This is a genomic window from Micromonospora sp. NPDC000442, assembly GCF_042898635.1.
GTDB lineage: Bacteria > Actinomycetota > Actinomycetes > Mycobacteriales > Micromonosporaceae > Micromonospora.
On record NZ_JBIAYZ010000017.1, the window covers coordinates 18,340 to 44,142 of the forward strand.

At 70.8% G+C, this 25,803-nt stretch carries 15 protein-coding genes and 2 pseudogenes; 9 read left to right on the plus strand and 8 right to left on the minus strand.

What is annotated here, in order from left to right; all coding sequences use genetic code 11:
• Positions 1–181: 181 nt before the first annotated feature.
• Positions 182–379: pseudogene (locus tag ACFY2A_RS23610) on the plus strand (hypothetical protein); the annotation flags it as partial.
• Positions 380–584: 205 nt separating this feature from the next.
• Here ACFY2A_RS23610 and ACFY2A_RS23615 read toward each other — a convergent pair.
• The 4 genes from ACFY2A_RS23615 to mce all read right to left on the minus strand — a co-directional run bounded on the left by ACFY2A_RS23615 (position 585) and on the right by mce (position 6,673).
• Entirely contained in the window at positions 585–2,828 is a 2,244-nt protein-coding gene (locus ACFY2A_RS23615) for a hypothetical protein (protein WP_387174624.1), read from the minus strand.
• Positions 2,829–3,013: 185 nt separating this feature from the next.
• Positions 3,014–4,300 (minus strand): DivIVA domain-containing protein, encoded by a 1,287-nt coding sequence (locus tag ACFY2A_RS23620; protein WP_363924582.1) that lies wholly within the window; start codon positions 4,298–4,300, stop codon positions 3,014–3,016.
• A gap of 290 nt (positions 4,301–4,590) precedes the next feature.
• Positions 4,591–5,946 (minus strand): crotonyl-CoA carboxylase/reductase, encoded by a 1,356-nt coding sequence (gene ccrA, locus ACFY2A_RS23625; RefSeq protein WP_363924664.1) that lies wholly within the window; start codon positions 5,944–5,946, stop codon positions 4,591–4,593.
• Between the two features lie 253 nt (positions 5,947–6,199).
• Positions 6,200–6,673, minus strand: a complete 474-nt coding sequence (mce, locus tag ACFY2A_RS23630; protein ID WP_387174626.1) for a methylmalonyl-CoA epimerase — start codon at positions 6,671–6,673, stop codon at positions 6,200–6,202.
• A gap of 61 nt (positions 6,674–6,734) precedes the next feature.
• On the opposite strand from mce, the gene ACFY2A_RS23635 reads away from it, so the two are divergent.
• The 6 genes and pseudogenes from ACFY2A_RS23635 to ACFY2A_RS23660 all read left to right on the plus strand — a co-directional run.
• On the plus strand, positions 6,735–7,934 hold the full coding sequence (locus ACFY2A_RS23635) for an acetyl-CoA C-acetyltransferase (RefSeq protein WP_363924584.1): 1,200 nt from the start codon (positions 6,735–6,737) through the stop codon (positions 7,932–7,934).
• Positions 7,935–7,999: 65 nt separating this feature from the next.
• Positions 8,000–8,935: a methylmalonyl Co-A mutase-associated GTPase MeaB gene (gene meaB, locus ACFY2A_RS23640; RefSeq protein ID WP_387174734.1), complete on the plus strand. Its 936-nt coding sequence runs from the start codon at positions 8,000–8,002 to the stop codon at positions 8,933–8,935.
• A gap of 97 nt (positions 8,936–9,032) precedes the next feature.
• Positions 9,033–9,425, plus strand: coding sequence for an Asp23/Gls24 family envelope stress response protein (locus tag ACFY2A_RS23645; RefSeq protein ID WP_387174628.1), 393 nt, complete (start codon positions 9,033–9,035; stop codon positions 9,423–9,425).
• Positions 9,426–9,529: 104 nt separating this feature from the next.
• Positions 9,530–11,218, plus strand: a complete 1,689-nt coding sequence (locus ACFY2A_RS23650) for a methylmalonyl-CoA mutase (protein ID WP_387174630.1) — start codon at positions 9,530–9,532, stop codon at positions 11,216–11,218.
• A 99-nt stretch (positions 11,219–11,317) separates the two neighbouring features.
• Entirely contained in the window at positions 11,318–12,229 is a 912-nt protein-coding gene (locus ACFY2A_RS23655) for a tetratricopeptide repeat protein (RefSeq protein WP_387174632.1), read from the plus strand.
• Between the two features lie 67 nt (positions 12,230–12,296).
• Positions 12,297–13,272: pseudogene (locus tag ACFY2A_RS23660) on the plus strand (arginase family protein); the annotation flags it as partial.
• Positions 13,273–13,683: 411 nt separating this feature from the next.
• Here the strand turns inward: ACFY2A_RS23660 and ACFY2A_RS23665 are convergent.
• Complete coding sequence (locus tag ACFY2A_RS23665) at positions 13,684–15,639, minus strand: penicillin-binding transpeptidase domain-containing protein (protein WP_387174634.1); 1,956 nt, start codon at positions 15,637–15,639, stop codon at positions 13,684–13,686.
• 286 nt (positions 15,640–15,925) lie between these two features.
• Here ACFY2A_RS23665 and ACFY2A_RS23670 point away from each other — a divergent pair, with 286 nt between their 5' ends.
• Positions 15,926–20,980 carry an NAD-glutamate dehydrogenase gene (locus tag ACFY2A_RS23670; RefSeq protein ID WP_387174636.1) on the plus strand — a complete coding sequence of 1,685 codons (5,055 nt, stop codon included), beginning with the start codon at positions 15,926–15,928 and terminating at the stop codon, positions 20,978–20,980.
• A gap of 125 nt (positions 20,981–21,105) precedes the next feature.
• Here the strand turns inward: ACFY2A_RS23670 and ACFY2A_RS23675 are convergent, their stop codons facing one another.
• Both ACFY2A_RS23675 and ACFY2A_RS23680 read right to left on the minus strand, forming a co-directional pair.
• A complete protein-coding gene (locus ACFY2A_RS23675; RefSeq protein ID WP_387174638.1) occupies positions 21,106–21,807 on the minus strand; it encodes a class F sortase in 702 nt (233 codons plus the stop codon).
• Complete coding sequence (locus ACFY2A_RS23680; RefSeq protein WP_387174640.1) at positions 21,791–22,819, minus strand: hypothetical protein; 1,029 nt, start codon at positions 22,817–22,819, stop codon at positions 21,791–21,793. Before ACFY2A_RS23680 ends, ACFY2A_RS23675 begins: the two co-directional genes overlap by 17 nt.
• Positions 22,820–23,352: 533 nt before the next feature.
• Between ACFY2A_RS23680 and ACFY2A_RS23685 the strand changes: the two genes are divergently transcribed.
• Positions 23,353–25,161 (plus strand): glycoside hydrolase family 6 protein, encoded by a 1,809-nt coding sequence (locus ACFY2A_RS23685; RefSeq protein WP_387174642.1) that lies wholly within the window; start codon positions 23,353–23,355, stop codon positions 25,159–25,161.
• A 200-nt stretch (positions 25,162–25,361) separates the two neighbouring features.
• Here the strand turns inward: ACFY2A_RS23685 and ACFY2A_RS23690 are convergent, their stop codons facing one another.
• Positions 25,362–25,742 (minus strand): hypothetical protein, encoded by a 381-nt coding sequence (locus ACFY2A_RS23690; RefSeq protein WP_363924594.1) that lies wholly within the window; start codon positions 25,740–25,742, stop codon positions 25,362–25,364.
• Positions 25,743–25,803: the final 61 nt, after the last annotated feature.

The following is a 25,803-nucleotide window of genomic DNA, read 5'->3' on the forward strand; positions in this document are numbered from 1 at the left end:
CACCACCAGCCTCGATGCCTTCCGACAGTAGTGGTCCCGTCACCAAACTGTCAGCCATGCCGGATTCGTTCGTTGCCCGGAGGGCGCGGACGGGTTCAGGCGGGGGCCGCTCGCAATCCCCCTGCGAGCGGCCCTACCCAGACCCGCTCCGGTGCATCTGGTGCCACTCCGGTGACACCAGATGTGTCCGGAGCCCTCCTCGCCGGAGCTTGATGTGTCAAATGCGCACGCCGCCGTGCCGGCTCGACCACCACACACTCCGCTACGGCCGACCTGGTGCTGCCGCACCGACGGGCAGCCCTGGCCCTGCGGGGAGGCGCGACTACTACTGCGGGCGGAGTACGAACACAACCTGACCGGCCTGTCGATCCACCTCGCCGCCCGCCGCCACCCCCACCGACTCGTCGATCTTGCAGTTGTGGTCGCTGATTCGTCCACTAACACCCGATATGCCCCGACCACAACTGCAAGATCGCGGGTGCGGGGTGCGGGGCAGCGTCCTCGACAACGGCGAGCCGGCCTCGGCGGCGGCTCGCTGTTGGGGGTGGGCCGTAGGTGATCCGGGCCCAATCTGGGGCGAGGTGTCAGTCGGAGGTGACCTTGCTGGGCTTGGCGCTGCGCTCGTCGGTGGTCGGCTTGGTCGGGCGCTTGCCGTTCTCGCCGGTGCTGGTGATCTTCGTCGGGGTGGCGCCTCGGCCGCCCTCGCCGGGTACCGCCGCCACCGTCGGCTCGCCGTCCAGTCCTTCGCTCGCGGTGCCGCCGTCGACGCTTGTCGGCTCGGCCACCGGCCGGCTCGGCGCGGGATCCTCGACAGTGGTGACCGGTTCCGCCACCGGCCTCGTCGCCGGCCCGGCATCGTCCCCGCTCGGCCGGTCACCGGCTCGGCCGCCCCCTACCGGGGCGTCGTCGCCGGGGCGGCTGGCAGCGCCGCCGGAGGGAGTGACCGCCGGCGTGTCGCCGGAGGGTTGAGTGCCGTTCGTTGAGGCGCCGGTAGGACGTGCTCCGTTGGTGGACGCGCCGGCAACCGCCGGGGCGGTGGAGCCGTCGGGCGCCGATGTGGCCTGTAGCCGCAGGCCGAGCAGCTTGCGCTCCAGATCGTCGGACTCCTGTCGGGATTTCCACGTCTCCTGCCGCAGGTCGGCGAGCTGCTGCTGGGCCTTGGCGATCTCCAGCATCACCTGAGCGAGTTGCTGCCGGCTGGCCGCCGCCTCCTGCTGCGTGGCGGCGAGGTGCTGCTGGGTGGTGGCTAGGTGCTGCTGGGTGGTGGCCGCGTACTCCTCGAACTGGCGGCGGGACGCGGCGACGTACTCGTCCGCCTCGCGCCGAACGGCGGTGACGTGCTCGTCCGCCTCCCGCCGGGTGGTTTCGGCGTACTGGTCGGCGTCGCGGTGGGTGCCGGCCGCGTACTCGTCGGCCTCGCCCCGCACGGCGGAGACGTACTCGTCGGCCTCGCGTCGCTTCGCGGCCGACCCGGTCTCCGCCTGACGCAGCAGCTCACCGGCCTGCTCCTCGGCCCGCCCGCGCACCGTGGCGGCCTCCTGCTCGGCGGCCTGGCGGATCTGGTCGGCGCCCTGCTCGATCTCGTTCTTCCGCGCCGTGTACTCCGACTCCAGCTGGGACCGGCGGCTCTCGAAGCCTGACTCCAGCTCGGCGGTACGGGTGCGGATCCGCTCGTCCAGCTCCGCGTTGCGGGTCTTGTACTGCTTCTCCAGCTGATCGCGGCGGGCGGTGAACTCGCGTTCGGCGGTCGCCTTGCGCTCGGTCAGTTCCCGGTCGGCCGCCTCGCGTCGGCTGTTGACCTCCTTCTCCACCCCGGCCCGCCAGGCACCCAGCTCCTGCTGTGCCTGTGCCCGAGCGTGCTGCACGTACGCCTCGGTCTCGCCGCGCATGCGCTGGGCGTACGCCTCAGTCTCGGCGCGGGTGCGCTTGGCCGCCTCGGTCGCCTGGGTGCTCAGCCGCTCGGCCTCCTGGCGGGCCTTGTTGCGGGCGGCCCGGCCGGCCTCGGCGGCGTCGTCGATGATCTGCTTGGCCTCCTGCTGGGCCTTGGCATGGGTGGCCCGGCCGGCCTCGGTGGCCTGATCGACCAACCGGCGCGCCTCCTGCTGGGCCTTTGCGTGCACCTCCTTGGCGGCATCGCGAAGCTGGGTCGCCTCCTGCTGGGCGGTGGCGAGCGCCTCGCGGGCCGCGTCGCGCAGCTTGGTCGCCTCCTGCTGGGCCCGGCTGTGGATCTCCTTGGCCGCGTCCCGTAGCTGCGTCGCCTCCTGCTGGGCCCGGGCCAGGGCTTCCTGAGCGGACTTGCGCAGCCGGGCGGCCTCCTCCTTCGCAGACTTCGCGGCGGCCTCCGACTCGGCCCGGCGGGCCGCGGCCTGCCGCTCCTCCTCGGCCCGGCGGGCGGCCAGGGCGATCTCGAAATCCTTGAGCGCGGTGGCCGCCGCGACGCGGGCTTCCTCGATGATGTGCTCGGCGGCGGCCCGGCGGGCTTCGATCTCCTCGTTGGCGGCGGAGAGGATGTCCTCGGCCTGCTCCTCGGCCAGCGTGAGGATCTGCTCCACCCGCGGCCCGAGGTGCCGGAAGGCGGCCCGGTCGACGACCCCGACCTGCTTGCGAACCTGGGCGAGGTCGCGTTGCAGCACCTCGACCTGACCGGCCAGCTTGTGGATCTGGGTGTACGCCTGTTCCCGTTCGGCCGCGAGCGCGGCGATCTCGTGCTCCGCACGAGCGACGTATCGGTCGACCTGTCGTTTCTCGTACCCCCGCAGGGCGGACTCGAAGCTGGGCTCCGTAGTCACGTCCCCGCCGAGTGCGAACAGTTCCTCGCCGTGCGACATGCTCCCATCCTCACACGCATCGGGCCCTCCTGGGGCGATACGGACGCCCCTGTTGGGACCTACTTCACGGCTCGGGGAAGGCGACGCTGGTAGCCGGCCAGGCCCCGCAAAACGCAGGGCGGCGCGGGGTGTCACCGGTCACCCGATGTCACCCCGCGCCGTGGATCATGCCCCGGTGTACCTGGTCAGCTGGACGTTTCCGCGGCCACCTTGCCGTCCGCCCCGTCGGCCCCGTCCGCGCCGTCCGCCTTCTTGGCCGCCGGCTTGTCCGCCCCGGCAGCGGCGGCGTTGTTCGGCACGCCCGGAACGATGCCGGCCAGGCCGGAGAGCATCTGCCCGAGCTGCGAGGTGACGGCGTCCTTCTGCCGGGTGAGGTCCTCGACCTCGCGGCGCGCCGCCTGGGTGGTCAGCTCGGCCTCGGTGCGGGCCTCGTTGAGCAGGCGCTGCGACTCGGCGCGGGCCTCGCTCAGCGTCCGCTCGGACAGCGCCTTGGCCTTCTCCACCGTCTCGGTGGCGGTGCGCTCCGACTCGACCCGGCGGGCCTCGGCGCGCTGCTCGATCTCCTTGGCCCGGTCCTGCGCGGCGCGGGCCCGCTGCTCGGCCTCGTTGACCAGCTTCTGGGTCTGCGCGACCTGGGCGGCGTGCCGCTCCGACTCCTCGCGCTCGGCCTTCTCGCGCCGCTCCGCGAGCTGCAGCTCCAGGGCCTGGAGGTCCTTGTCGCGCTTGTCGCGGGCGTCGGTGAGCAGCTTCGTCGCCTCGGCGCGCTTCTCCTCGGCCTCGCGGGCGGCCTTGGCCCGCTGCTGGGTGATCTCGCGTTCGGCGGTGGCACGCAGGGTGGCCACCTCGCGTTCCACGGTGGACTTCAGCTCGGCGACCTCGTGGGCGGTCACCGTACGCAGCTGCTTGGTCTCCCGATCCGCGTCGGCGCGCAGCGTGTCGGCCTCGCGGCGGGCCTGGACGCGCACCTCGGCGGCCTCGCGCTCGGCGGCGGTACGGACGTTGCCCGCCTCGCGCTCGGCGGTGGCCTTCATGGCCGCGGCCTCGGCGCGCGCCTTGTCGGTGATCTCCCGCGCTTCGAGGCGGGCGGCCGAGAGGATGCCCTCCGACTCGCGCTTGGCCTCGTTGCGGTGGTCGTTGGCCTGCTCCTCGGCGAGCCGGAGGATCTGCTCGACCCGGGTGCCGAGGCCGGACAGCGTGGGCCGGCTGTTCTCCTCCAGCTGCTTGCTGGTGTCGGTGAGCTTCTGCTCAAGGGCAGTGAGTCGCTGCTCGGACTGCCGGAGCCGGCGCTGCGCGTCGTTGAGCGCCTGCTCGGCGTCGGCGCGGTCCTTGTTGGCCTGGCTCAGCGCTGCGTTGAGCCGGCCGATGAAGTCGTCGACCTGACCGGTGTTGTATCCGCGCAGGCCAACCGTGAAATCTGGCTGCGAGTTCGCGTTATCGAAGAACGCGAGAGGGGAGGACTGCTGCTGGGGCATTGGGACATACTGGCAGACTCCCTGGGGTGCTTCGCAAGAGCGTGCCGCCCTTTGCCGTCCGCATTACATGGTCAACTCCGGGTGGTGGTCGACCACCGGCGCGACATGCGATCTTGCCAGCTCCGGGGCGAGCCGGATGGCACGGAGCGTGACATGGAAAAGGGCCGTGGCGCGGTGGCGCACGGCCCTTTGTTTCCGGTGTCGCCCTCTCGCACGAATGGGCGTCGGGCCGCCCGTGTGGAAAGCCAATCGGCGATCACCGAATGGCCATCGGTGCCTCGGCCGTCAGGTCAGCGCCCACGGAACCGGTTGATGGCCTCGGCGTGGCGGGCGCGCAGCTCGGGGTCGCGTACGCCGAGTCCGTCCTCTGGGGCCAGACAGCGGACGCCGACCTTGCCCTGGTGGGCGTTGCGGTGCACCTCGTACGCGGCCTGGCCGGTCTGCTCCAGCGCGTACGTCCTCGACACCGTGGGGTGGATCTTCCCCAGCGCCACCAGCCGGTTGGCCTCCCACGCCTCACGGTAGTTGGCGAAGTGGCTGCCCACGATGCGCTTGAGATGCATCCAGAGGTAGCGGTTGTCGTACTGGTGCAGGAAGCCGCTGGTGGAGGCGCAGGTGACGACGGTGCCGCCGCGCTTGGCGACGTAGACGCTGGCACCGAAGGTCTCCCGGCCCGGGTGTTCGAAGACGATGTCCGGGTCCTCGCCGCCGGTGAGTTCCCGGATCCGCTCGCCGAAGCGGCGCCACTCGTCCGGATCCTGGGTCTGCTCGTCGGACCAGAACCGGAAGCCCTCGGCGGAGCGGTCGATGACCAGCTCGGCGCCCATCCGCCGGCACAGCTCCGCCTTCTCCGGCGAGGAGACGACGCAGACCGGGATGGCGCCACCGTTGAGCGCCATCTGGGTGGCGTAGCCGCCCAGGCCGCCCGAGGCGCCCCAGATCAGCACCACGTCGCCCTGCTTCATGTTCGCGCCGTGGTGCGACACCAACTGGCGGTACGCGGTCGAGTTGACCAGCCCGGGGCTGGCCGCCTCCTCCCAGCTCAGGTGTGCCGGCTTGGGCATGAGCTGGTTGGCCTTGACCACGGCCAGCTCGGCCAGGCCGCCGAAGTTGGTCTCGAACCCCCAGATCCGCTGCTGCGGGTCGAGCATCGTGTCGTCGTGACCGGCCGCGTCCTCCAGCTCGACCGACAGGCAGTGGGCCACCACCTCGTCGCCGGGGCGCCAGCGACTCACCCCGGCACCGACCCGTAGCACCACCCCCGCCGCGTCCGAACCGACCACGTGGTACGGCAGGTCGTGCCGGCGGGCCAACTCGGAGGTGCGGCCGTAACGCTGGAGGAACCTGAAGGTGGACAGTGGCTCGAAGATGCTGGTCCAGACGGTGTTGTAGTTGATGGCGCTGGCCATCACCGCGACCAGTGCCTCGCCCGGGCCGAGTTCGGGGGTGGGCACCTCCTGGAGGTGCAGTGCCTTGCGGGGGTCCTTGTCCCGGGTGGCCAGGCCGTCGAACATCCGGGTCTCTTCGGCCCGGACGACCACACCCCGGTAGCTCTCCGGTACCGGCAGTCCGGCGACGCCGGCCAACTCGCGCGCCGGGTTGACCGACCCGTCCGCCGCCATGATGGCTTCGAGGATGTCGTGCACGGTGACCTCCGGTTCTCGCCGCGCCAGCGGCGGGCCTGGGGCTGCCATCGTCGACGCTTGTCGGCGGCGATCACCATGTCGGCCGCCACCACATCCCGCGTCTTCGGGCTACCTGTGAGGCCGGAGGTTACTGAACGGTAGCTAGGGTCGGAAGCCTCCTGTGAAAAAGTGCATCGGCCGCTGCGCGGAGGTGCATGCTCGTTCCGGTAAGCGCACACCTCCGTGCTCGCGGCGGCCGTGCCCGGCCGGCGAGTCAGTGGGACGCGGCCGGTTGCACCAGCTCGATCAGCACGCCGCCGGCGTCCTTCGGGTGCACGAAGTTGATCCGTGAATCTGCGGTGCCACGCTTCGGGGTCTCGTAGAGCAGCCGTACGCCACGTTCGCGCAGCGCCGCGCAGGCCGCGTCGATGTCGATCACCGTGTACGCCACCTGCTGAACGCCCGGGCCGTTGCGGTCCAGGAACTTCGCGATCGTCGACTCCGGGGTCAGCGGCGCGAGCAGTTGCACGCAACCGCCCTCGGTGCTCGGGCCGACCGCCAGCATCGCCTCCCGGACACCCTGCTCGGTGTTGATCTCCGTGTGCACGCAGCGCATCCCGAACGTGCGCTGGTAGAAGTCGACGGCGGCGTCGAGGTCGGGTACCGCGATCCCGACATGGTCGATGCGGCGCAGCCCGATGTCTGTGACATAGTCGGCAGCGGGCTCGACAGGGGAGTTCTGAGGCATGACGTTAGTCTGGCCGAACAATCGTTAAGGCGTACAGGTCGGCACCCCCTCGGAGGCAGGTATGGCTTCGGTGATCGTCAGCGGCGCGCGGACCCCGATGGGGCGCCTGCTGGGCAACCTCAAGGACCTACCGGCGACGAAACTCGGCGGCATAGCGATCTCCGCCGCGCTCGAACGGGCGGGAGTCGCACCTGACCAGGTGCAATACGTGATCATGGGGCAGGTGCTCCAGGCGGGCACCGGGCAGATCCCTGCCCGGCAGGCGGCCGTCGAGGCGGGCATCCCGATGTCCGTACCGGCCCTGACGATCAACAAGGTCTGCCTCTCCGGGCTCGACGCGATCGCCCTGGCCGACCAGCTGATCCGGGCCGGTGAGTTCGACATCGTGGTGGCCGGCGGGATGGAGTCGATGACCAACGCCCCGCACCTGCTGCTCGGCCAGCGTGGCGGCTACAAGTACGGCGATGTGGTGATCAAGGACCACATGGCGCTCGACGGGCTGACCGACGCGTGGGACTGCTGCTCGATGGGGGAGTCCACCGAGCGGCACGGCAGCACCCGGAGCATCACCCGTCAGGAGCAGGACGAGTTCGCGGCCAGCAGCCACCAGCGCGCGGCCGCCGCCCAGAAGAACGGCCACTTCGCCGAGGAGATCACCCCGGTGGTCATCCCGCAGCGCAAGGGTGACCCGCTGGTGATCAGCGAGGACGAGGGCATCCGGCCGGACACCACCGCCGAGTCCCTGGCCAAGCTCCGTCCGGCGTTCACCGCCGACGGCACCATCACCGCCGGCAGTGCCTCACCGATCTCCGACGGGGCCGCCGCCGTGGTGGTGATGAGCAAGGCCAAGGCCAAGGAGCTGGGCCTGGCCTGGTTGGCCGAGGTGGGTGCGCACGGCAACGTGGCAGGCCCGGACAACTCCCTGCACTCGCAGCCGTCGAACGCCATCCAGCACGCCCTGCGCAAGGGCGGTCTGGCCGTCTCCGACCTGGACCTGATCGAGATCAACGAGGCCTTCGCGCAGGTCGGTATCCAGTCGACCCGTGATCTCGGGATCAGTCCGGACAAGGTCAACGTCAACGGCGGGGCGATCGCGCTCGGCCACCCGATCGGCATGTCCGGCGCCCGGCTGGTGCTCAGCCTCGCGCTGGAACTCAAGCGGCGTGGTGGCGGCACCGGCGCGGCAGCGCTGTGCGGGGGTGGCGGCCAGGGTGACGCACTGATCATCCACGTTCCCGACCCCAGCGAAACCGATCTGTGAGCGAGTCGAACACCCGCGTTCCGGCGACGGCCACCGGTTCGGTGCGCCGCAGCCGGGACGTACCGATGCTTGTCGAACGGGCCCGCGACGGTGACCCTCGCGCGGTCGCCCGGCTGATCACCCTGGTCGAGTCGGGCGACGAGACCGTGCCGGCCATCGCCGCGGCGCTCGCCCCGTACACCGGACGGGCCCAGGTGGTCGGACTGACCGGCTCGCCGGGGGTGGGCAAGTCCACCACTACAAACGAGTTGGTCCGGGCGCTGCGGGCCCACGGCCACCGGGTCGGCGTGCTGGCCATCGACCCGTCCAGCCCGTTCACCGGCGGTGCGATCCTCGGTGACCGGGTGCGGATGCAGGACCATGCCACCGACCCGGGCGTCTACATCCGCTCCATGTCCAGCCGGGGGCACCTCGGCGGGCTGTCGGCGGCGACCCCCCAGGCGGTGCGGGTGCTGGAGGGCGCCGGCTGCGACGTGGTGCTGGTGGAGACCGTCGGGGTCGGGCAGGCCGAGGTCGAGGTCGCCTCCCTGGCCGACACCACGCTGGTGCTGCTCGCGCCGGGCATGGGCGACGCGATCCAGGCGGTGAAGGCCGGCATCCTGGAGATCGCCGACGTCTTCGTGGTCAACAAGGCCGACCGGGACGGTGTCGACGCCACCGTCCGGGACATCCAGGGCATGATCGCCCTCGGCGAGCGCGGGCCGGGTCAGTGGCGTCCGCAGGTGGTGCGGGCGATCGCCGCCCGCGGTGAGGGCATCGACGATGTCGCCGCCGCCATCGACAAGCACCGCGCCTGGCTGGTCGAGCACGACGAGTTGCGGCGTCGGCGCGAGGCGCGGGCCGCCGCCGAGGTCGAGGCGATCGCGCTTGGCGTGCTCCGCGCCCGGATCGGCTCCCTGCGCGACGGTACGCAACTGCCGGCGCTCGCCGCCGAGGTGGCGGCCGGTGCGACCGATCCGTACGCCGCAGCCGAGGCCCTGCTCGCTCAGCTCTCCGGCTGACCGCGTCCACTGCGGACCGCCGGGGACGGTTAGGCTCGCACCGCCGCGCGGGTGCGCGGACACTGCGACGGCCGCTGGGGGACGCATGGACCACGAGATGACGCAGGAGTTGGCGATGACGCCAGACGCGGTGGCGGGCGGGCGTACGCACATCTCGGACGAGGTGGTGGAGAAGATCGCGGTGGCCGCGGCGAAGGCCGTGCCCGGCGTGGTCGAGCTGGGTGGCGACATCGCCCGGTTCTTCAACGCCGTGCTGGACCGGGTGGGGCTCGACCAGGTCGGCGACGCGCGCCGGGGCTGCTCGGCGCACGTCACCAACGGCGGTGCCGTGATCAACCTCGTGATCGTGACGGACGCCGGGCATCCGGTCCCCGAGGTGACCACGGCGGTGCGGGTCGAGGTGACCCGTTCGGTCGAGGCGTACGGACTGCGGGTCGACGAGATCAACATCCGGGTGGACGACGTGGCCATCGACGGTCCCGCCGCCTGAGTTCGCGCAGCTCGGGTTACCGGGCGGTACGAACTGCCTTATCGATCGTTCAGGTAAGGGCTCTACACTCGATTGCAGTCGAGGACTCGAGGAGGAGCCCGGGGATGAACGCCGACGACATCGCGGCCGGGCGGGCCCGCTGGCAGGCCCGCTACGACTCTGCGCGCAAGCGGGACGCCGACTTCACCACGCTCTCCGGGATGCCCGTCAAGCCGGTATACGGTCCGCCGGAGGGCGCCGCGTACCCGGGCTTCGAGCGGATCGGCTGGCCCGGGGAGTTCCCCTACACGCGGGGCCTCTACCCGACCGGCTACCGGGGGCGGACCTGGACCATCCGGCAGTTCGCCGGGTTCGGCAACGCCCGGCAGACCAACGAGCGCTACAAGATGATCCTGGGCGCCGGTGGCGGCGGCCTCTCGGTCGCCTTCGACATGCCCACCCTGATGGGGCGCGACTCCGACGACCCGCAGTCGCTCGGCGAGGTGGGCCACTGCGGGGTGGCGGTGGACAGCGCCGCCGACATGGAGGTGCTCTTCGACGGCATCGACCTGGCCGGGGTCACCACGAGCATGACCATTTCCGGCCCGGCCGTGCCGGTGTTCTGCATGTACCTGGTCGCCGCCGAGCGTCAGGGCGCCGACCTGTCGAGCCTGGACGGGACGCTGCAGACCGACATCTTCAAGGAGTACATCGCGCAGAAGGAGTGGCTGTTCGACCCGGAGCCGCACCTGCGCCTGATCGGCGACCTGATGGAGTACTGCGCGGCGGAGATCCCGCGCTACAAGCCGCTGTCGGTCTCCGGGTACCACATCCGCGAGGCCGGCTCGACGGCCGCGCAGGAACTGGCGTACACCCTGGCCGACGGCTTCGGCTACGTCGAGCTGGGGCTCTCGCGCGGGCTCGACGTCAACGTCTTCGCCCCCGGGCTGAGCTTTTTCTTCGACTCGCACGTCGACTTCTTCGAGGAGATCGCCAAGTTCCGTGCCGCCCGCCGGATCTGGGCCCGCTGGCTGCGCGACGTCTACGGCGCCACCAGCGAGAAGGCGCTCTGGCTGCGGTTCCACACGCAGACCGCCGGCGTGTCGCTGACCGCGCAGCAGCCGGTCAACAACGTGGTACGCACCGCCGTCGAGGCGCTCGCCGCCGTGCTCGGTGGCACCAACTCGCTGCACACCAACGCCCTGGACGAGACCCTCGCCCTGCCCACCGACGAGTCCGCCGAGATCGCCCTGCGTACGCAGCAGGTGCTGATGGAGGAGATCGGGGTGACAAACGTGGCCGACCCGCTGGGCGGCTCCTGGTACGTCGAGGCGCTCACCGACCGGATCGAGGCCGAGGCGGAGGAGATCTTCGCCCGGATCCGCGCGCTCGGCGGCGACGGCCCGCACCTGATCGGGCCGATGACCTCCGGCATCCTGCGCGGCATCGAGGACGGCTGGTTCACCGGACAGATCGCCGAGGCCGCGTTCGCGTACCAGCAGGCGCTGGAGAAGGGCGACAAGAAGATCGTCGGCGTCAACTGCCACACCGGCACGGTCGCCAAGGAACTGGAGATCCTGCGCATCTCGCACGAGGTGGAGCTGGAACAGCGCCGGATGCTGGCCGAGCGCAAGCACGGTCGGGACGACGCCCGGGTACGTGCCGCGGTCGAGGCGATGGTGGCGGTGAGCCGTACCGGGGAGAACATGATCCCGGCGATGCTCGACGCCGTCCGGGCGGAGGCGACCCTCGGCGAGATCTGCGACGCGCTGCGCGCCGAATGGGGCGTTTACCGCGAGCCCGCACGGTTCTGACCTTCGCCCCACCGGCGCGGCTGGGCAGGGGTGACAGTGGCAACTGTGCGGGCCGAGGCTGATCCGAGTTCGGCGAACTGCGTGCGAGACTAGATAACCATGAGCGACCCACGGATCACCTCGTCGATCTTTACCCGCGGCGCGGTCGACCTCAGCGCGCTGCGCACCCCTGCCCCCAGTTCCACACCGGCTCCGGTCCAGGCCGGCCCGCCCGCCGGGGCACCCGGTGGTGCCGTCGGCGGGGTCACCGTCGTCGACGTGACCGAGGCGACCTTCCAGTCGGAGGTCCTGGAGCGCTCGTTGACCACACCGGTCGTGGTCGACTTCTGGGCTGAGTGGTGCGAGCCCTGCAAGCAACTCTCTCCGGTGCTGGAACGGCTGGCGGTGGAGGGCGGCGGTGCGTGGGTGCTCGCCAAGGTCGACGTGGACGCCAACCCGCGGCTCGCGCAGATGTTCCGGGTCCAGGGCATCCCAATGGTGTACGCGGTGGTCGGCGGGCAGCCCGTCGACGCCTTCTCCGGCGTGGTACCCGAGGCGCAGCTTCGCCAGTGGATCCAGGCCGTGCTCAAGGCCGGCGGGGTGAGCGTGGCCGAGCCGGAGGACCCACGGCTCGACGAGGCGGACGACGCGCTGATGAGTGGCGACCTGGACGCCGCCGAGCAGGCGTACCGGAAGATCCTCGCCGAAACCCCGGCGGACGCTGCGGCCGAGGCTGGGCTGGCCCAGGTGGGACTCGCCCGCCGGGTGGCCGGGGCGGATCCGCAGGCCGCGCTCACCGCTGCGGCGGCCGACCCGGACGATGTCGACGCCCAACTGCTCGCCGCCGACATTGAGGTGCTCAGCGGCCTGGCCGATCAGGCGTACCAGCGCCTGGTCGGGCTGGTCCGCCGCACCGCTGGCGACGACCGCGAGAAGGTCCGTCAGCACCTGGTCGGCCTGTTCGCCATCGCCGGGCCAGAGGATCCCGCAGTCGCCTCGGCCCGCCGGGCCCTGGCCAGCGCCCTGTTCTGAGTACCTGCCACGCCAGCGCGGGCCGGCGTGTCGCCGGCCCGCCTTCACACCACGAGGACGGGAGCCCATGATGCGCCGGATCGCCGTCCTCGACGCCCCGAGCAACCTCGGTCTGCGCCCGCCCACGCCTACCTCCGTTCCGGGCTGCGGGAAGGCGCCCGGTGCGCTACGGGACCAGGGGCTGCTGCCCCGGTTGCGCGCCCGTGACGCGGGTTGCCTGACCCCGCCCCGTTACGACGCCGGTGACTGGCGACCCGGCGACGGTGTCTGCCACGCGCGGGACATCGCCGGCTACTCGGCGGCACTGGCCGACCGGATCGGCGCGATCATCGACCGGGGCGAGTTCCCGGTGGTCCTCGGCGGTGACTGCTCGATTCTGCTCGGCTCGGCGCTGGCCATGCACCGGCTGGGTGAGGCGGTCGGCGGCCGGATCGGGCTGGTCTTCGTCGACGGCCATTCCGACTTCCGGCACCCCGGAAACGCCTCGTACGTGGGTGCGGCGGCGGGTGAGGATCTCGCCCTGGTGACCGGTCGGGGCCAGGCCGACCTGGCGGCCATCGAGGGCCGGCGACCCTACTTCCGGGACGTCGACGTGGTGGTGCTCGGCATCCGTGCCCAGGATGAGTACCGGCTCGACCTGCAGGCCGCCGGGATCATCACCCGACCGGTGCCGGCGCTTCGCGCCGAGGGCGCGGCGCGTACCGCCCAGTGGGCGCACGAGCAGCTGGCCGACTGCGCCGGCTACTGGGTGCACGTCGACGTGGACGTGCTCGACCCCGCCGTGATGCCGGCGGTCGACGCACCCGATCCGGGGGGCATCGCCTTCGCCGAGCTGGAGATTCTGCTCGCCGGTCTGGTCGACACCCCGCACTGCCTCGGTGTCGAGCTGACCGTCTTTGACCCCGACTACGACCCGGATGGCGCGTACGCCGCAGAGATCGTCAACACCGTGGTATCCGGCCTGCGTCCGGTGACCGCCCCCGGCTCGGCGCCGCCCCGGCTGCGTCCCGAGGAGAGGCCCCGCCCCACCCCCGGCCCGCGCCGGAGCATCGACCAGCTCGCCCCGGCGGCTGCACCGGCACCGCTCGACCTCGGCCAGGTCTACGGCGATGACCCGAGCGGCGATGACCCGAGCGGCCGTCGCCCGACCGGGGGTGAAGCGGGCGGCGGTCGTCCGAGCGGCGGTGGCGTGGGCGGCGGTGGCGCGGGCGCGGACGGCGGTGACCTGGTCGAAGGGGGCCTAACTGACTGTGACCTGGCCGATGGTGGTGTAGCCGATGGTGACCTGGGCGGCGCCGGTGTCCCGACGGAGGCCACTCGTCCGGCGAACGCCACCGGCGGTCCGGCCGCCTGACCACCCACGACCGCTTCCGGCTGGCCGCGCTTTCCAGCGGTTGCCGTTGGGCCTTTCTTGCGGGCGGACCGAGGCGGCAGGGCGCGAAGGGGTGCGGCGTTCAGTCGGCCAGAGCGCGCAGGAAGCGCTCGGCGATCGGTACCGCGGTGCCGCTGCCCGAGCCGCCCTTCTCCACGAAGACGGCGAACGCCACCCCGCCCTGCCAGCCGACGAACCAGGCGTGGGTGTTCTCCGGGTTGTCGTCGTACTCGGCGGTGCCGGTCTTGCCGTGCACCGGCTCGCCCGGCACGTCCCGCAGCGCCGTGCCGGAGCCGCTGGTGACCACCTCGCGCATCATGTCCTGAACCGCCGCGACCGCCTCGGGCTTCAACTGCGGTCCCGGCCCGGCGGCCGGGGTCGGCGCCGGATCCGACAGCAGCTTCGGCGGGACGAACTGGCCCCGGGCCACCGCTGCGGTCGCCGCCGCCATGGCCAGCGGGCTGACCACGGTCGTACCCTGGCCGATCGCCGCGGCGGCCTGTTCGGTGGCGCCGCCGCCCGCCGAGACCTTGCCGGTGAACGCGTCGAGGCCCAGGTCCCCCCACTCGCCCTCCAGACCCAGGGTGCGTCCGGCGGCGGCCAGACCATCCGCGCCCAACTGAGGGGCGAGCGCGGCGAAGGCGGTGTTGCACGACTCGGCGAAGTCGGTGCGGAACGGCACCTCGCCGAGGGCGAAGTCATCGGAGTTCTTGAAGGAACGTCCGTCCACGACGAACCTCTTCGGGCAGGCGACGGTGGTGTCGGGGGTCACCGCTCCGCGTTCGATCAGCCCGAACGCGCTGACCATCTTGAAGGTGGAGCCGGGTGGCACCTGCGCGGTGAAGGCCAGGTTCTCCCCGGCGGCACCGGGGCCGTTGGCGGCGGCGAGCACGGCACCGTCGGTGACCCGTACGGCCACCAGGGCGGACCGTCGGCGTTCCCCGCGCAGCGCCCGGTCGGCGGCGTTCTGGGTGGCCACGTCGAGCGTGGTACGAACCGGCTGGCCGGGCTGGGGCTCACTGCGGAACACCTCGGTGCCGGTCGGCTCCACCGTGCCGTCCGGCCCGGCGCGGTTGATGACGACGGCCAACCCCGGTACGCCGCGTAGCCGTTCGTCCCAGCGGCCCTGCAATCCACCGTGACCGACGAGGTCGCCGGGGGAGTAGCGGTCTGGATGGTTGGTGAGGTCCTCGGCGTACGCCGGGTCGACGCTGCCGAGCACCGCCCGGGCGAACTCGCGGGTCGGTGCGAGGTCCAGCGTGTCGGTCGGGAACTTCGTCCCCGGCAGGTCGTAGATGCGTGGCTTGATCTGCCGGTACGCCTCGTCGCGCAGGGTGACCACCTCGACGAACGCGTCCGGTTTCGCGTCCTTCAGCCGTTTGGGGAGGTCCGACAGGTCGACCGGCGGGGTGATCGCCGGCCGGATGGCGCGGAACGCGGCGTCCAGCTCGCGGACCATCGCCTTGACGTCGGTCACCTCGCTCGGCCGCAACCCCACCCGGACCACGTCGCGCGGCGCCACGATCGGCTCGCCGGCACCGTCGAGCACGGTCGCCCGGGGCGCGCGGTCCCGCCGCAGCCCCAACCGGTCGCCCCGGGTCAGTTGTTCCTGGACGATCTGGGGCTCCCAGATTACCTGCCACTGGTCGTCCTGGCCCTGGGTGAGTCGCACCGGCCGGTCGTACGCCCAACTCGTCCCGCCCGGCAGCGTCCACTCCGCCCGGATGCTGGCGGTGGCGGTGTCCCGGACCACCTCGGGATCGCCCTGACGGGTCAGCGCGAGCGGAGCGTCGACAAGTTCGCCGGAAAGCTCGCGGATCTCCCGGACGACGTTGGCGGCGGAAATCTTCGCGCCGGTCGCGTCGACGAAGCCGACCGAGTTGAGGTCGCCCTTGCGCCAGCCGTCGAGGAAGGCGTCGACGGTGCGCTGCGGGCCGTCCTCGCCGGAGCAGGCCACCAGACTGGTCGCTAAGACCAGGCAGGCGACGGCGACGGTCAGTGGCGACCGGCTGTGGCGTTGTCGGCGCGGAACGTACATCTGGTGCTTCCTCCTGGTCGGCTGCTCCGCACGCTAGTACGGCGAGGCGACAGCCACTGTCCCGGCCGGGCCCGGTCAGGTGAAAAGACGGTCTCGTGACGGTGTGATGAACAACATCAGGCGGGGTACTCCGAACCCGGCCGAACCTCGTACCGCAACGGGTGAAAGGACGACGTCGGAGATCCGGATGTCCGGCCGGTGGTCCGCTGACGGAGAAGCCGATCGGTCGGCCTAGGCTTGGCGGCAGAGTGACCCACAGCGTTGTGGGTCGAGGGGAGTGGCACCGATGGACCGGCGTCCGGCGATCAAACCGGAACCCGACCTCCGGCAGGTTGACACCGGCCGGGACGACAGTTTCGACACCACGACCGACGGGGACGGTTTCGGTCGGCTAGACACGGGTGCGACCGGGATGACCGGTTCGAGCATCGACACCCTCTACGATCTGGGACTACCGCCGGAGGCGCTTGCCGGCGACGTCGAGGACGCCGAGTTCGACGAGCCGGTGCCCAACGCCGAGCGACTGGTGGCCCAGGCCGTGTTGCTGGCTGGCGACGACCACGACGCGGCGACCCTGGTGGGCAGGTTCTGGCGGTTCGCGCCGGACGAGGAACTGATCGGGTTCACCGCCGAGGAGATGCTCGACGCCGCCCGCGCGCACCGGGAACTGGCCCGGCAGCGGGTGCCGGGTGAGTTGAAGCTGCGAATCCACTCACCCGACGCCGAGCAGCACCACAGCGTCATCGAGATCGTCACCGACGACATGCCGTTCCTGGTCGACTCGGTCACCGCCCTGCTCAACACCCACCATCTGGACGTGCACCTGCTGGTGCACCCGCTGGTCGTGGTGCGTCGGGAGCCGTTGGGTCGGCTGGTCGAGGTCGCCGCCGACGTGGAGCCGGACGACGCGATCTCCGGCGACCTGGTGGAAAGCTGGATGCGGATCGAGATCGACCCGGTCCGCGATCCGGAGGAGCGGGACAAGCTACGCCGGGAACTGCAACGGGTGCTGACCGACGTGCGGGAGGCCGTCGAGGACTGGCCGAAGATGCGCCAGAGTGCCCTCGCCCTCGCCGACGAGTTGGCCGCCGCGCGAACCAGTGACAACCGGCCACCGGTCCCGGAGAAGGACATCACCGACTCGGTCGAGCTGTTGCGCTGGCTCGCACACGACCACTTCACCTTCCTCGGGTACCGGGAGTACCGGCTGGTGCCGAATTCGGCCGAGGGCGGGCCGGCGCTGGAAGCGGTGCTCGGCACCGGCCTGGGCATTCTGCGTCAGGACTCGCCGGAGGCGCGGGCGCTGTCCTCGATGACACCCGAGGCGCACGAGAAGGTCACCGAGAAACGCCTGCTGATCATCACCAAGGCGAACTCGCGGGCCACCGTGCACCGCTCGGCATACCTCGACTACATCGGCTTCAAGATCTTCGACGAGAACGGCGAGGTGGTGGGCGAGCGGCGCTTCCTGGGCCTGTTCTCCACCGCCGCGTACCGGACCAGTGTCCAGGAACTGCCGGTGGTCCGACGCAAGGTCGCCGAGGTGCTGGACCGTTCCGGGCTGAGCCTGCGCAGTCACTCCGGCAAGGATCTGATGCAGATCCTGGAGACGTACCCGCGCGACGAGCTGTTCCAGATCAAGACCGACGACCTGTACCACGCGGTCATCGGGGTGCTGCGGATGGCCGGCCGCCGGCAGTTGCGGGTGTTCCTGCGCCGGGACGCGTACGGGCGGTTCATCTCCTGTTTGATCTACCTGCCCCGGGACCGGTTCACCACCCAGAACCGGCTGCGTATGCAGGACATCCTGCTGCGCGAGCTGAACGGTGTCGGGGTGGACTACACCACCCGGGTGACCGAGTCGATGCTGGCCCGGGTGCATTTCATCGTGCGTACCGACCCGACCAGCCCGCCCGGCGACATCGACGCCGACCTGCTCGCCGAGGAGTTGGCCGACGCCACCCGGTTGTGGGACGACGACTACCGGCTGGTGCTGGAACGCAAGCTCGGCGACGAGCAGGCCAAGCACCTGTTCGGCCGGTACGCCGACGCGTTCCCGGAGGGCTACAAGGACGGGCACACGCCGTACGAGGCGATGAAGGACCTGGCCAAGCTGGAGCTGCTGGAGGAGCCCGGCCAGCTGGAGATGCACCTGTTCCGCAAGCAGTTGGCGCCGCGTGCCGTTGGCCGGGGTCCGGACGTCGACGAGTCGATGGACGTGCGGTTCAAGGTGTATCGCTACGGCGAGCCGATGATGCTCTCGGCGGTGCTGCCGGTGCTGCACTCGCTCGGCGTGAAGGTCGTCGACGAGCACCCGTACGAGGTGGAGCGGGTCGACGGCCGGATCTGGCTGTACGACTTTGGGCTACGGCTGCCGGAGGGGCACCAGGAACTGGCCGAGGTGCGTCCGCACGTGGAGAACGCCTTCGCGGCGGCGTGGCGGGGCGAAGCCGAGGTGGACCGCTTCAGCGAGCTGGTGCTGCTCGCCGGGCTGACCTGGCGCCAGGTGGTGGTGCTGCGGGCGTACGCGAAGTACCTGCGTCAGACCGGCACGGTGTTCTCGCAGGACTACATGGAGTCCACCTTCATCGCGTACCCGCACCTGGCCACGTTGCTGGTGCAGCTGTTCGAGGCGCGGTTCGAGCCGGGCCCGGTCGACGCCGAGCAGCGCCAGCGGCGCGGCGCCGAACTGGTGGCCGAGATCCGCGCCGCGCTCGACGACGTGGCCAGCCTCGACCAGGACCGGATCCTGCGGTCGTACCTCTCGTTGATCCAGGCCACTCTGCGGACCAGCTTCTACCAGCGGCCGGTGGGCGGGCGGCCGAAGCCGTACGTCGCGTTCAAGCTCGACCCGCAGGCGATACCCGAGCTGCCCGCGCCGCGACCGAAGTTCGAGATCTTCGTGTACTCGCCCCGGTTCGAGGGTGTGCACCTGCGGTTCGGGCCGGTGGCCCGGGGCGGCCTGCGCTGGTCCGACCGGCGGGAGGACTTCCGTACCGAGGTGCTCGGCCTGGTCAAGGCACAGATGGTGAAGAACGCCGTGATCGTGCCGGTGGGCGCGAAGGGCGGCTTCGTGCTCAAGCAGAAGCCGGGTGACCGCGACGAGGCCGTGATCTGCTACAAGGAGTTCGTCTCGGCGCTGCTGGACGTCACCGACAACATCGTGGCCGGTGAGATCGTGCCGCCGGAGGACGTGGTCCGGCACGACGGCGACGACCCGTACATGGTGGTGGCGGCGGACAAGGGCACCGCGACCTTCTCCGACATCGCCAACGAGATTTCGACGGCGCACAACTTCTGGCTGGGCGACGCGTTCGCCTCCGGCGGTTCGGCCGGCTACGACCACAAGAAGATGGGCATCACCGCCCGGGGTGCGTGGGAGTCGGTGAAGCGGCACTTCCGCGAGATGGGGCACGACACCCAGAGCCAGGACTTCACCGTGGTCGGGGTCGGCGACATGTCGGGTGACGTCTTCGGCAACGGCATGCTGTTGTCGGAGCACATCCGGCTGGTGGCCGCCTTCGACCACCGGCACATTTTCCTGGACCCCGACCCGGATGCGGCCACCTCGTACGCCGAACGGAAGCGGCTGTTCGAGCTGTCCCGGTCCACCTGGGAGGACTACAACGCCGAGCTGATCTCGGCCGGTGGCGGGATCTACCCGCGTACCGCGAAGTCGGTGCCGGTGTCACCGCAGGTCCGTGCCGTGCTCGGGCTGGACGACGCCGTCGACCAGCTCAGCCCACAGGAGCTGATGAAGGCCATCCTCACCGCGCCGGTCGATCTGTTCTGGAACGGCGGCATCGGCACCTACGTCAAGTCGTCCAGCGAGACCAACGCCCAGGTAGGCGACAAGTCCAACGACGCGATCCGGGTTGATGGTCGCAACCTGCGCTGCCGGGTGGTCGGCGAGGGCGGCAACCTGGGCTTCACCCAGCACGGTCGGATCGAGTACGCCCAGGCGGGCGGCCGGATGTACACCGACTTCATCGACAACGCGGCCGGGGTGGACTGCTCCGACCACGAGGTGAACATCAAGATCCTGCTGAACACCGCGGTCGCCGACGGCGAGCTGGCCCTCTCCGAGCGGGACGAGCTGCTCGCCCGGATGACCGACGAGGTCGCGGAGCTGGTGCTGCGGGACAACTACGACCAGGCCCGGGCGATCAACAACTCCCAGGCCCAGGCGACCTCGTTGCTTCCGGTGCACCGCCGGATGATCACGGAGCTGGAGCGTGCCGGCGTCCTGAACCGGTCGCTGGAGGCGCTGCCGCCGGACGAGGAGCTGGCGGTACGCACCGAGTCCGGGTTGACCGCGTCGGAGTTCGCCGTGCTGCTGGCGTACGTGAAGATCGCCTTGGAAAAGGAGATCCTCACCGACGGGCTGCCCGACGAGGAGTGGACCGGTGACGTGCTGGTCAACTACTTCCCGACGCCGATGCGGGAACGGTTCGCCGACCGGATGAACCGGCACCGGTTGCGCCGCGACATCGTGACCACGGTGCTGGTCAACGAGGCGATCAACCGGGGTGGTATCTCGTTCGTCTTCCGGGTGGTCGAGGAGACCGCCGCGACGGCGGCGGACGTGATCCGGGCGTACGTGGTGGTCCGCGAGGTCTTCGGATTGCGCGAGCTGTGGGACGCGGTCGAGGCGCTGGACAACCGGATCGATCCGGAGTTGCAGACCAGCGTCTATCTCGACACCCGGCGGCTGCTCGACCGGGCCGTGCGGTGGCTGGTGACCAACCGCCGCTCGCCGATCGACGTGCCGGCGGAGATCGCCCGACTGCGGGACGGGATCACCCGGCTGCTGCCCCGGATGGAGACGCTCTTCTACGGCAGCGAGCGTGAGTCGATCGTGGCGCACATCGACTCGATGACCGAGCGTGGGGTGCCGCGTGAGCTGGCCGAGCGCAGTACCCGGCTGATGTACAGCTTCGGTCTGCTGGACGTGGTGGAGACCGCCGCCGGCACCGGGCGGGACGTCGGCGAGGTCGCCTCGGTCTACTTCGTGCTCTCCGACCGGTTCCGGGTGGACTCGCTGCTGTCGAAGATCTCCCTGCTGCCACGCGAGGACCGGTGGCAGACGCTCGCGCGCATGGCGCTGCGGTACGACCTGTATGCCGCACTCGCCGCGCTCACCGCGGAGGTGCTGGACTCCACGCCGGGCGATCTTCCGCCGCAGGAGCGGGTACAGCAGTGGGAGCAGTCGAACGCCACCTCGATCCACCGCGCCGAACGGGCGATGGGCGAGTTCGACGAGTCCCGGGCGGACCTGGCGGCCCTGTCGGTGCTGCTACGCCAGATCCGCACCCTGGTCCGCACCTCCGCTGCCACCTGACCGCTCCAACCGTCGCGATCATGCAGTTGTGGCGGTCCGAACCCGTGGAAACGCGGCTTTCGTTCGGTGCCACAACTGCATGATCGGCTAGCGCGGGCGGAGTGGTGGGTCGCGGCCTGGTGGGGTCAGGCCACGAGGGAGGCGAAGACGATCACGTTGTCGGGATAGTCGCCGGTCGCCTCGTCGAACTGGCCGCCGCAGGTGATCACCCGCAGACCCGGCCGGTCGCTGGGGCCGTACACCTGCTCGGTGGGAAAGGCGTCCTTCGGGTACGAGGCCACCGAGTCCACCCGGAAGGTCGCCGCCCGGCCGTCGGCCCGGTCGACGGTGACGGTGTCGCCGGGTTGCAGGGCACCGAGGGAGAAGAAGACGGCGGGACCGATCGCGGCCGAGTCGACATGGCCGACGATCACCGAGTTTCCCGGCTCGCCCGGGCTCGGGCCGGGCTCGTACCAACCGGCGAGCAGCGCCTGGTCGAGCGGGGGCACCTGGACGGTGCCGTCGGGGTTGGTGCCGAGCGTCATGATGCCGGCGCGGACTCCGATGCGGGGGATGGTGATGGTGGTGGGAGTGGCCCGGGGGAGTCCCGTCGGTACCTGCTGGGCGCCATTGAGGTCGGTCTCGGCGAACGGACTGTTCGGGGACGGATCGCTCGTCCCCGCCACGGGCTGCGGTGGGCGCGGGGAGTCGGTGGTCTTCAGCGAGGCGCCGATGAGGCCGGAGCCCATCATGGCGAGCAGGACGACGACGGCGGTGCCGACGGCACGCCACGGTCCACCGTGACGGCCGCCGGCCCGTCTCGTCGTCGCGTCAGGCCGCGAACTCATCGGCCCGACGACGGCGCATCAGCACGAGGCCACCGAGGGCGGCCGCGCCTACCAGGCTCGCCCCGGCGGTGGCCAGGCCACGGTCGGCACCGGTGGCGATGCCACCGTCACCGCCGTCGACCCCACCGTGCGGCAGGACGACCAACTCGCCCGTGCCGCAGGAGCCCTCCAGCTTGTACGTGCCGGGCTTGGCGTCCCGGGCGACGCGGGCCTCGCCGTAGTAGACGAAGTCCTTCTTGTGCTCCCAGCTGTCGGCCTTGCCGCGCTCGTCGGCCTCGTCCGCCGCCCAGTCGCGCTTGCCGGACCAGTCAGCCTCGCCGGAGCGGTCTTCGCTCCCGCCGGACCAGTCGCGCTTGTCCGACCCGCCCGACCAGTCGCTCTCGCCGGACCAGTCGCTCTCGTCCGAACCGCCCGACCGCTCGCCCTTGCCGGACCAGTCGTGCTCGGCGGAGTCCGAGCCGTTCTCGTGCCGACCGGACCAGCCGCCGGTGGACTCCTCATCGGCGGATTCGCCGTTCGCGTTCTGGCCCTTCCAGTCCTTCTTCTCGTGGTCCTTCGAGTCGCGGCCACCCTCTGCGTCCTGGCCGTGCTCCTCGCCCTTCCAGTCGTCGCGGACGTCAGCGCCGCCGCCCCAACCACCCTCGGACTCGCCCTCGGCCGGCTGCGAACGCTCGTGGCCGGACCAGCCCTCGCTGTCCGTGCCGCCTTCGGCGGCGCCGTTCTCCTCGCGCCAGTCCTTGTGGTCGCCACGCGAGTCGCCGCCCCGAGCCGGTTCGAGCTTCACCTTTCCGGTGACCTTGGACCAGACGAAGGGGTGCTCCTGGGGCTCGGTGCAGATCTGCACGAGCTTGACCTCTTCGCCGGCCTTGACCGCGTGCGGCTTGGCGAAGACCTTGCCTTCGTCGGTCTGCGGTTGGCCGTCGGCGTACGCGGCCCCCGGCGCGAACACCAGCAGCGAAGCGCTGCCGAGGGCAGCACCCGCAACAACCTTCCCCAGCATCTTCTTAGCCATGACCTGTGTCACTCCATCCCTGTTGTCCTGCGGCCGGCAACAACCGAGCCAGAACCGACGTTAGACCGTTTCATGACTTATGCAGGGAAAAATTCGTGTTCTGGCATTAGTTCGGTCTGCCGGGTTCTGCTGGTCCACCTGGCCGGAGAGTGCCGGCCTGTCCGGCACCTGGTGGGATGGGTGGCGCGGCGCTGGCCAGGGTGGTCCGCTGACGGTTGCTGGGGAGATGGGGCATTTGCCCGGTAGGGTTTCGAAAATATCGAACCATTGCCATGGAAGCGCTCCCATGCAAGAATCGCTGCACGCGGTGAGCAGAGCCACATCGCGTAGGCAGGTGTCGAGGGCATCCGGTTCGCCGGACGACCACCTGGCCGCCGACCGGTGACGCCGGTCGTCGCACCACCACCAACGCCCGTCCGGGTCGGGCGCTCCCGAAGAATCCCGTTGGCACCGGCGGTCGTCCATGCAGGACGCCCCTCGGGCCACGTGCCGGGCCGTACGCGGATCCGGTCTCGCCCAAGGAGATCAGTGGCATGAATGTGTGGAGAAGGCTGTCCGGTCGACGCCGGGCCGTCGCGCTGGCCGGCGCGAGCGCGCTGGTCGCGGGCGGTTTGGTGACGCTACCGGTGACCGCGGCGCACGCGGCGACGCAGTGCGACGTCGCGTACACGACCAACGACTGGCAGGGCGGCTTCACCGCCAACGTCACCATCAGGAACGTCGGCGACGCGCTCAGCAACTGGACGCTCGGCTTCACGTTCCCCGACGCCAACCAGCGTCTCGTGCAGGGCTGGTCGGCCCGGTGGAGCCAGTCGGGCCGCAACGTGACCGCGCAGAACGAGTCGTGGAACGGCAACCTGGCCACCGGCGCCAGCACGAGCATCGGCTTCAACGGCTCGTGGAGCGGCAGCAACCCGAAGCCCACCTCGTTCACCGTCAACGGGGTGACCTGCAACGGCGGCACGCCGCCGACCAGCACGCCGCCGACCAGCACGCCGCCGACCAGCACGCCGCCGACCAGCACGCCGCCGACCAGCACGCCGCCGACCAGTACGCCGCCGACCAGCCCGCCGCCGCCCGGTACCAGGGTGGACAACCCGTACCTGAACGCCCGGGGCTACGTGAACCCGGAGTGGAAGGCCAAGGCCGAGTCGGTAAGCGGTGGCAACCGGGTGTCGAACATCTCGACCGCGGTCTGGATCGACCGGATCGCGGCGATCGAGGGCACCGACAACAGCCAGTCCAACGGTCCGATGGGGATCCGGGACCACCTGGACGAGGCGCTGCGGCAGAACGCGCAGTACATCCAGTTCGTCATCTACAACCTGCCCGGCCGCGACTGCGCGGCGCTCGCCTCCAACGGTGAGCTGCAGGCGGACGAGCTGCCCAAGTACAAGGCCGAGTACATCGACCCGATCGCGGCGATCCAGGGTGACGCGAAGTACCGCGACATCAGGATCATCAACGTCATCGAGGTCGACTCGCTGCCGAACCTGGTGACCAACACCTCCGGCAACCCGGGTGGCACCGTCATGTGCGACACGGTCAAGGCCAACGGCGCGTACGTGCAGGGTGTCGGCTACGCCCTGGCCAAGCTGGGCGCGTTCTCGAACGTCTACAACTACGTGGACGCCGGACACCACGGCTGGCTCGGTTGGGACAGCAACTTCACCCCGACCGCCCAGATCCTGAAGGAGGCCGCGACGGCCTCCGGCAGCACCGTGAACCACGTGCACGGCTTCATCACCAACACGGCGAACTACTCGGCCCTGATCGAGCCGTACGCGAAGGTCACCGACTCGGTGAACGGGCAGACGGTGCGGCAGTCCGACTGGATCGACTGGAACCAGTACAACGACGAGCAGAGCTTCGCTCAGGCGTTCCGCCAGGAACTGGTCCGGCAGGGCTTCCCCAGCAGCATCGGCATGCTGATCGACACCTCCCGTAACGGCTGGGGCGGCCCCAACCGGCCCACCGCCGCGGGACCGACGACCAACGTGAACACCTACGTGGACGGTGGTCGGGTCGACCGTCGTATCCACAAGGGCAACTGGTGCAACCAGTCCGGTGCGGGTATGGGCGAGCGGCCGAAGGCCGCGCCGGCGTCCGGCATCGACGCGTACGTCTGGGTCAAGCCCCCGGGCGAGTCGGACGGCTCCAGCCGCGAGATCCCGAACAACGACGGCAAGGGCTTCGACCGGATGTGCGACCCGACCTACACCGGTAACGACCGCAACGGCAACAGCATGAGCGGTGCGCTGCCGGACGCCCCGATCTCGGGTGCCTGGTTCGCGGCACAGTTCGCCGAGTTGATGGCCAACGCCTACCCGCCGCTGTCCTGACGGGCACAGGCATACCCGCCGCCGACAGTAGGTGAGGCGCTGCGGCGGCAGGTCACCCGGGCCCCTGGTCCGACCGCACCGGTCGGACCAGGGGCCCCTCGCGCCGCCTGCGTCACGGTTGCCGTCACCCGCCCGACGGCTTCGGTACGCCGCAACCGGCTACCGCCGCCTCGGCGAGGGCGCACCGTGGCGCGGGCGGATCAGGGAACCGTCTTCTCGACCGCCGCGCGGCCGGTCTCGTCCAGCTCGCGCCGGGCCCGCTCGATGTTCTCGGCGGTGAGATCCTGCCCCCGGGCCATCACCAGGTCCTCCGGCTCCCAGGGCTGCTCCGCGCCGGTGCGGATGTTGTCCCCACCGGCACCGGTGCCGGTCCCCGTCGCGCCGGTCCCGGCGGCGTACGGATCGGCGATGATGTCGTCGGTCGACCCGCTTCCGGTCCGATCATCCGGTTCGGCGAACGCCGGATCGTCCCGGTCGGGACCGCCTCCGGTCATCAGCTGAGGAACGGTGCTGTCGTCGTCGACCGCCGCGGCCGCCTCGGGGCGCTCCTCCAGCGGTCGTTGCCGATCACGGTCCGTCATCGCTGCTGCCCTCCTGTCCGCGGCGCTCTCCGGCCCTGTTGGGCGTACCCGCCCCACCGGT

Coding starts and splice junctions, on each gene's coding strand:
- ACFY2A_RS23615 (WP_387174624.1), bottom strand. CDS start 2,828: ATGTCGCACGGCGAGGAACTGTTCGCACTCGGCGGGGACGTGACTACG.
- ACFY2A_RS23620 (WP_363924582.1), bottom strand. CDS start 4,300: ATGCCCCAGCAGCAGTCCTCCCCTCTCGCGTTCTTCGATAACGCGAAC.
- mce (WP_387174626.1), bottom strand. CDS start 6,673: ATGCCTCAGAACTCCCCTGTCGAGCCCGCTGCCGACTATGTCACAGAC.
- ACFY2A_RS23635 (WP_363924584.1), top strand. CDS start 6,735: ATGGCTTCGGTGATCGTCAGCGGCGCGCGGACCCCGATGGGGCGCCTG.
- meaB (WP_387174734.1), top strand. CDS start 8,000: ATGCTTGTCGAACGGGCCCGCGACGGTGACCCTCGCGCGGTCGCCCGG.
- ACFY2A_RS23645 (WP_387174628.1), top strand. CDS start 9,033: ATGACGCAGGAGTTGGCGATGACGCCAGACGCGGTGGCGGGCGGGCGT.
- ACFY2A_RS23650 (WP_387174630.1), top strand. CDS start 9,530: ATGAACGCCGACGACATCGCGGCCGGGCGGGCCCGCTGGCAGGCCCGC.
- ACFY2A_RS23655 (WP_387174632.1), top strand. CDS start 11,318: ATGAGCGACCCACGGATCACCTCGTCGATCTTTACCCGCGGCGCGGTC.
- ACFY2A_RS23665 (WP_387174634.1), bottom strand. CDS start 15,639: ATGTACGTTCCGCGCCGACAACGCCACAGCCGGTCGCCACTGACCGTC.
- ACFY2A_RS23670 (WP_387174636.1), top strand. CDS start 15,926: ATGGACCGGCGTCCGGCGATCAAACCGGAACCCGACCTCCGGCAGGTT.
- ACFY2A_RS23675 (WP_387174638.1), bottom strand. CDS start 21,807: ATGAGTTCGCGGCCTGACGCGACGACGAGACGGGCCGGCGGCCGTCAC.
- ACFY2A_RS23680 (WP_387174640.1), bottom strand. CDS start 22,819: ATGGCTAAGAAGATGCTGGGGAAGGTTGTTGCGGGTGCTGCCCTCGGC.
- ACFY2A_RS23685 (WP_387174642.1), top strand. CDS start 23,353: ATGAATGTGTGGAGAAGGCTGTCCGGTCGACGCCGGGCCGTCGCGCTG.
- ACFY2A_RS23690 (WP_363924594.1), bottom strand. CDS start 25,742: ATGACGGACCGTGATCGGCAACGACCGCTGGAGGAGCGCCCCGAGGCG.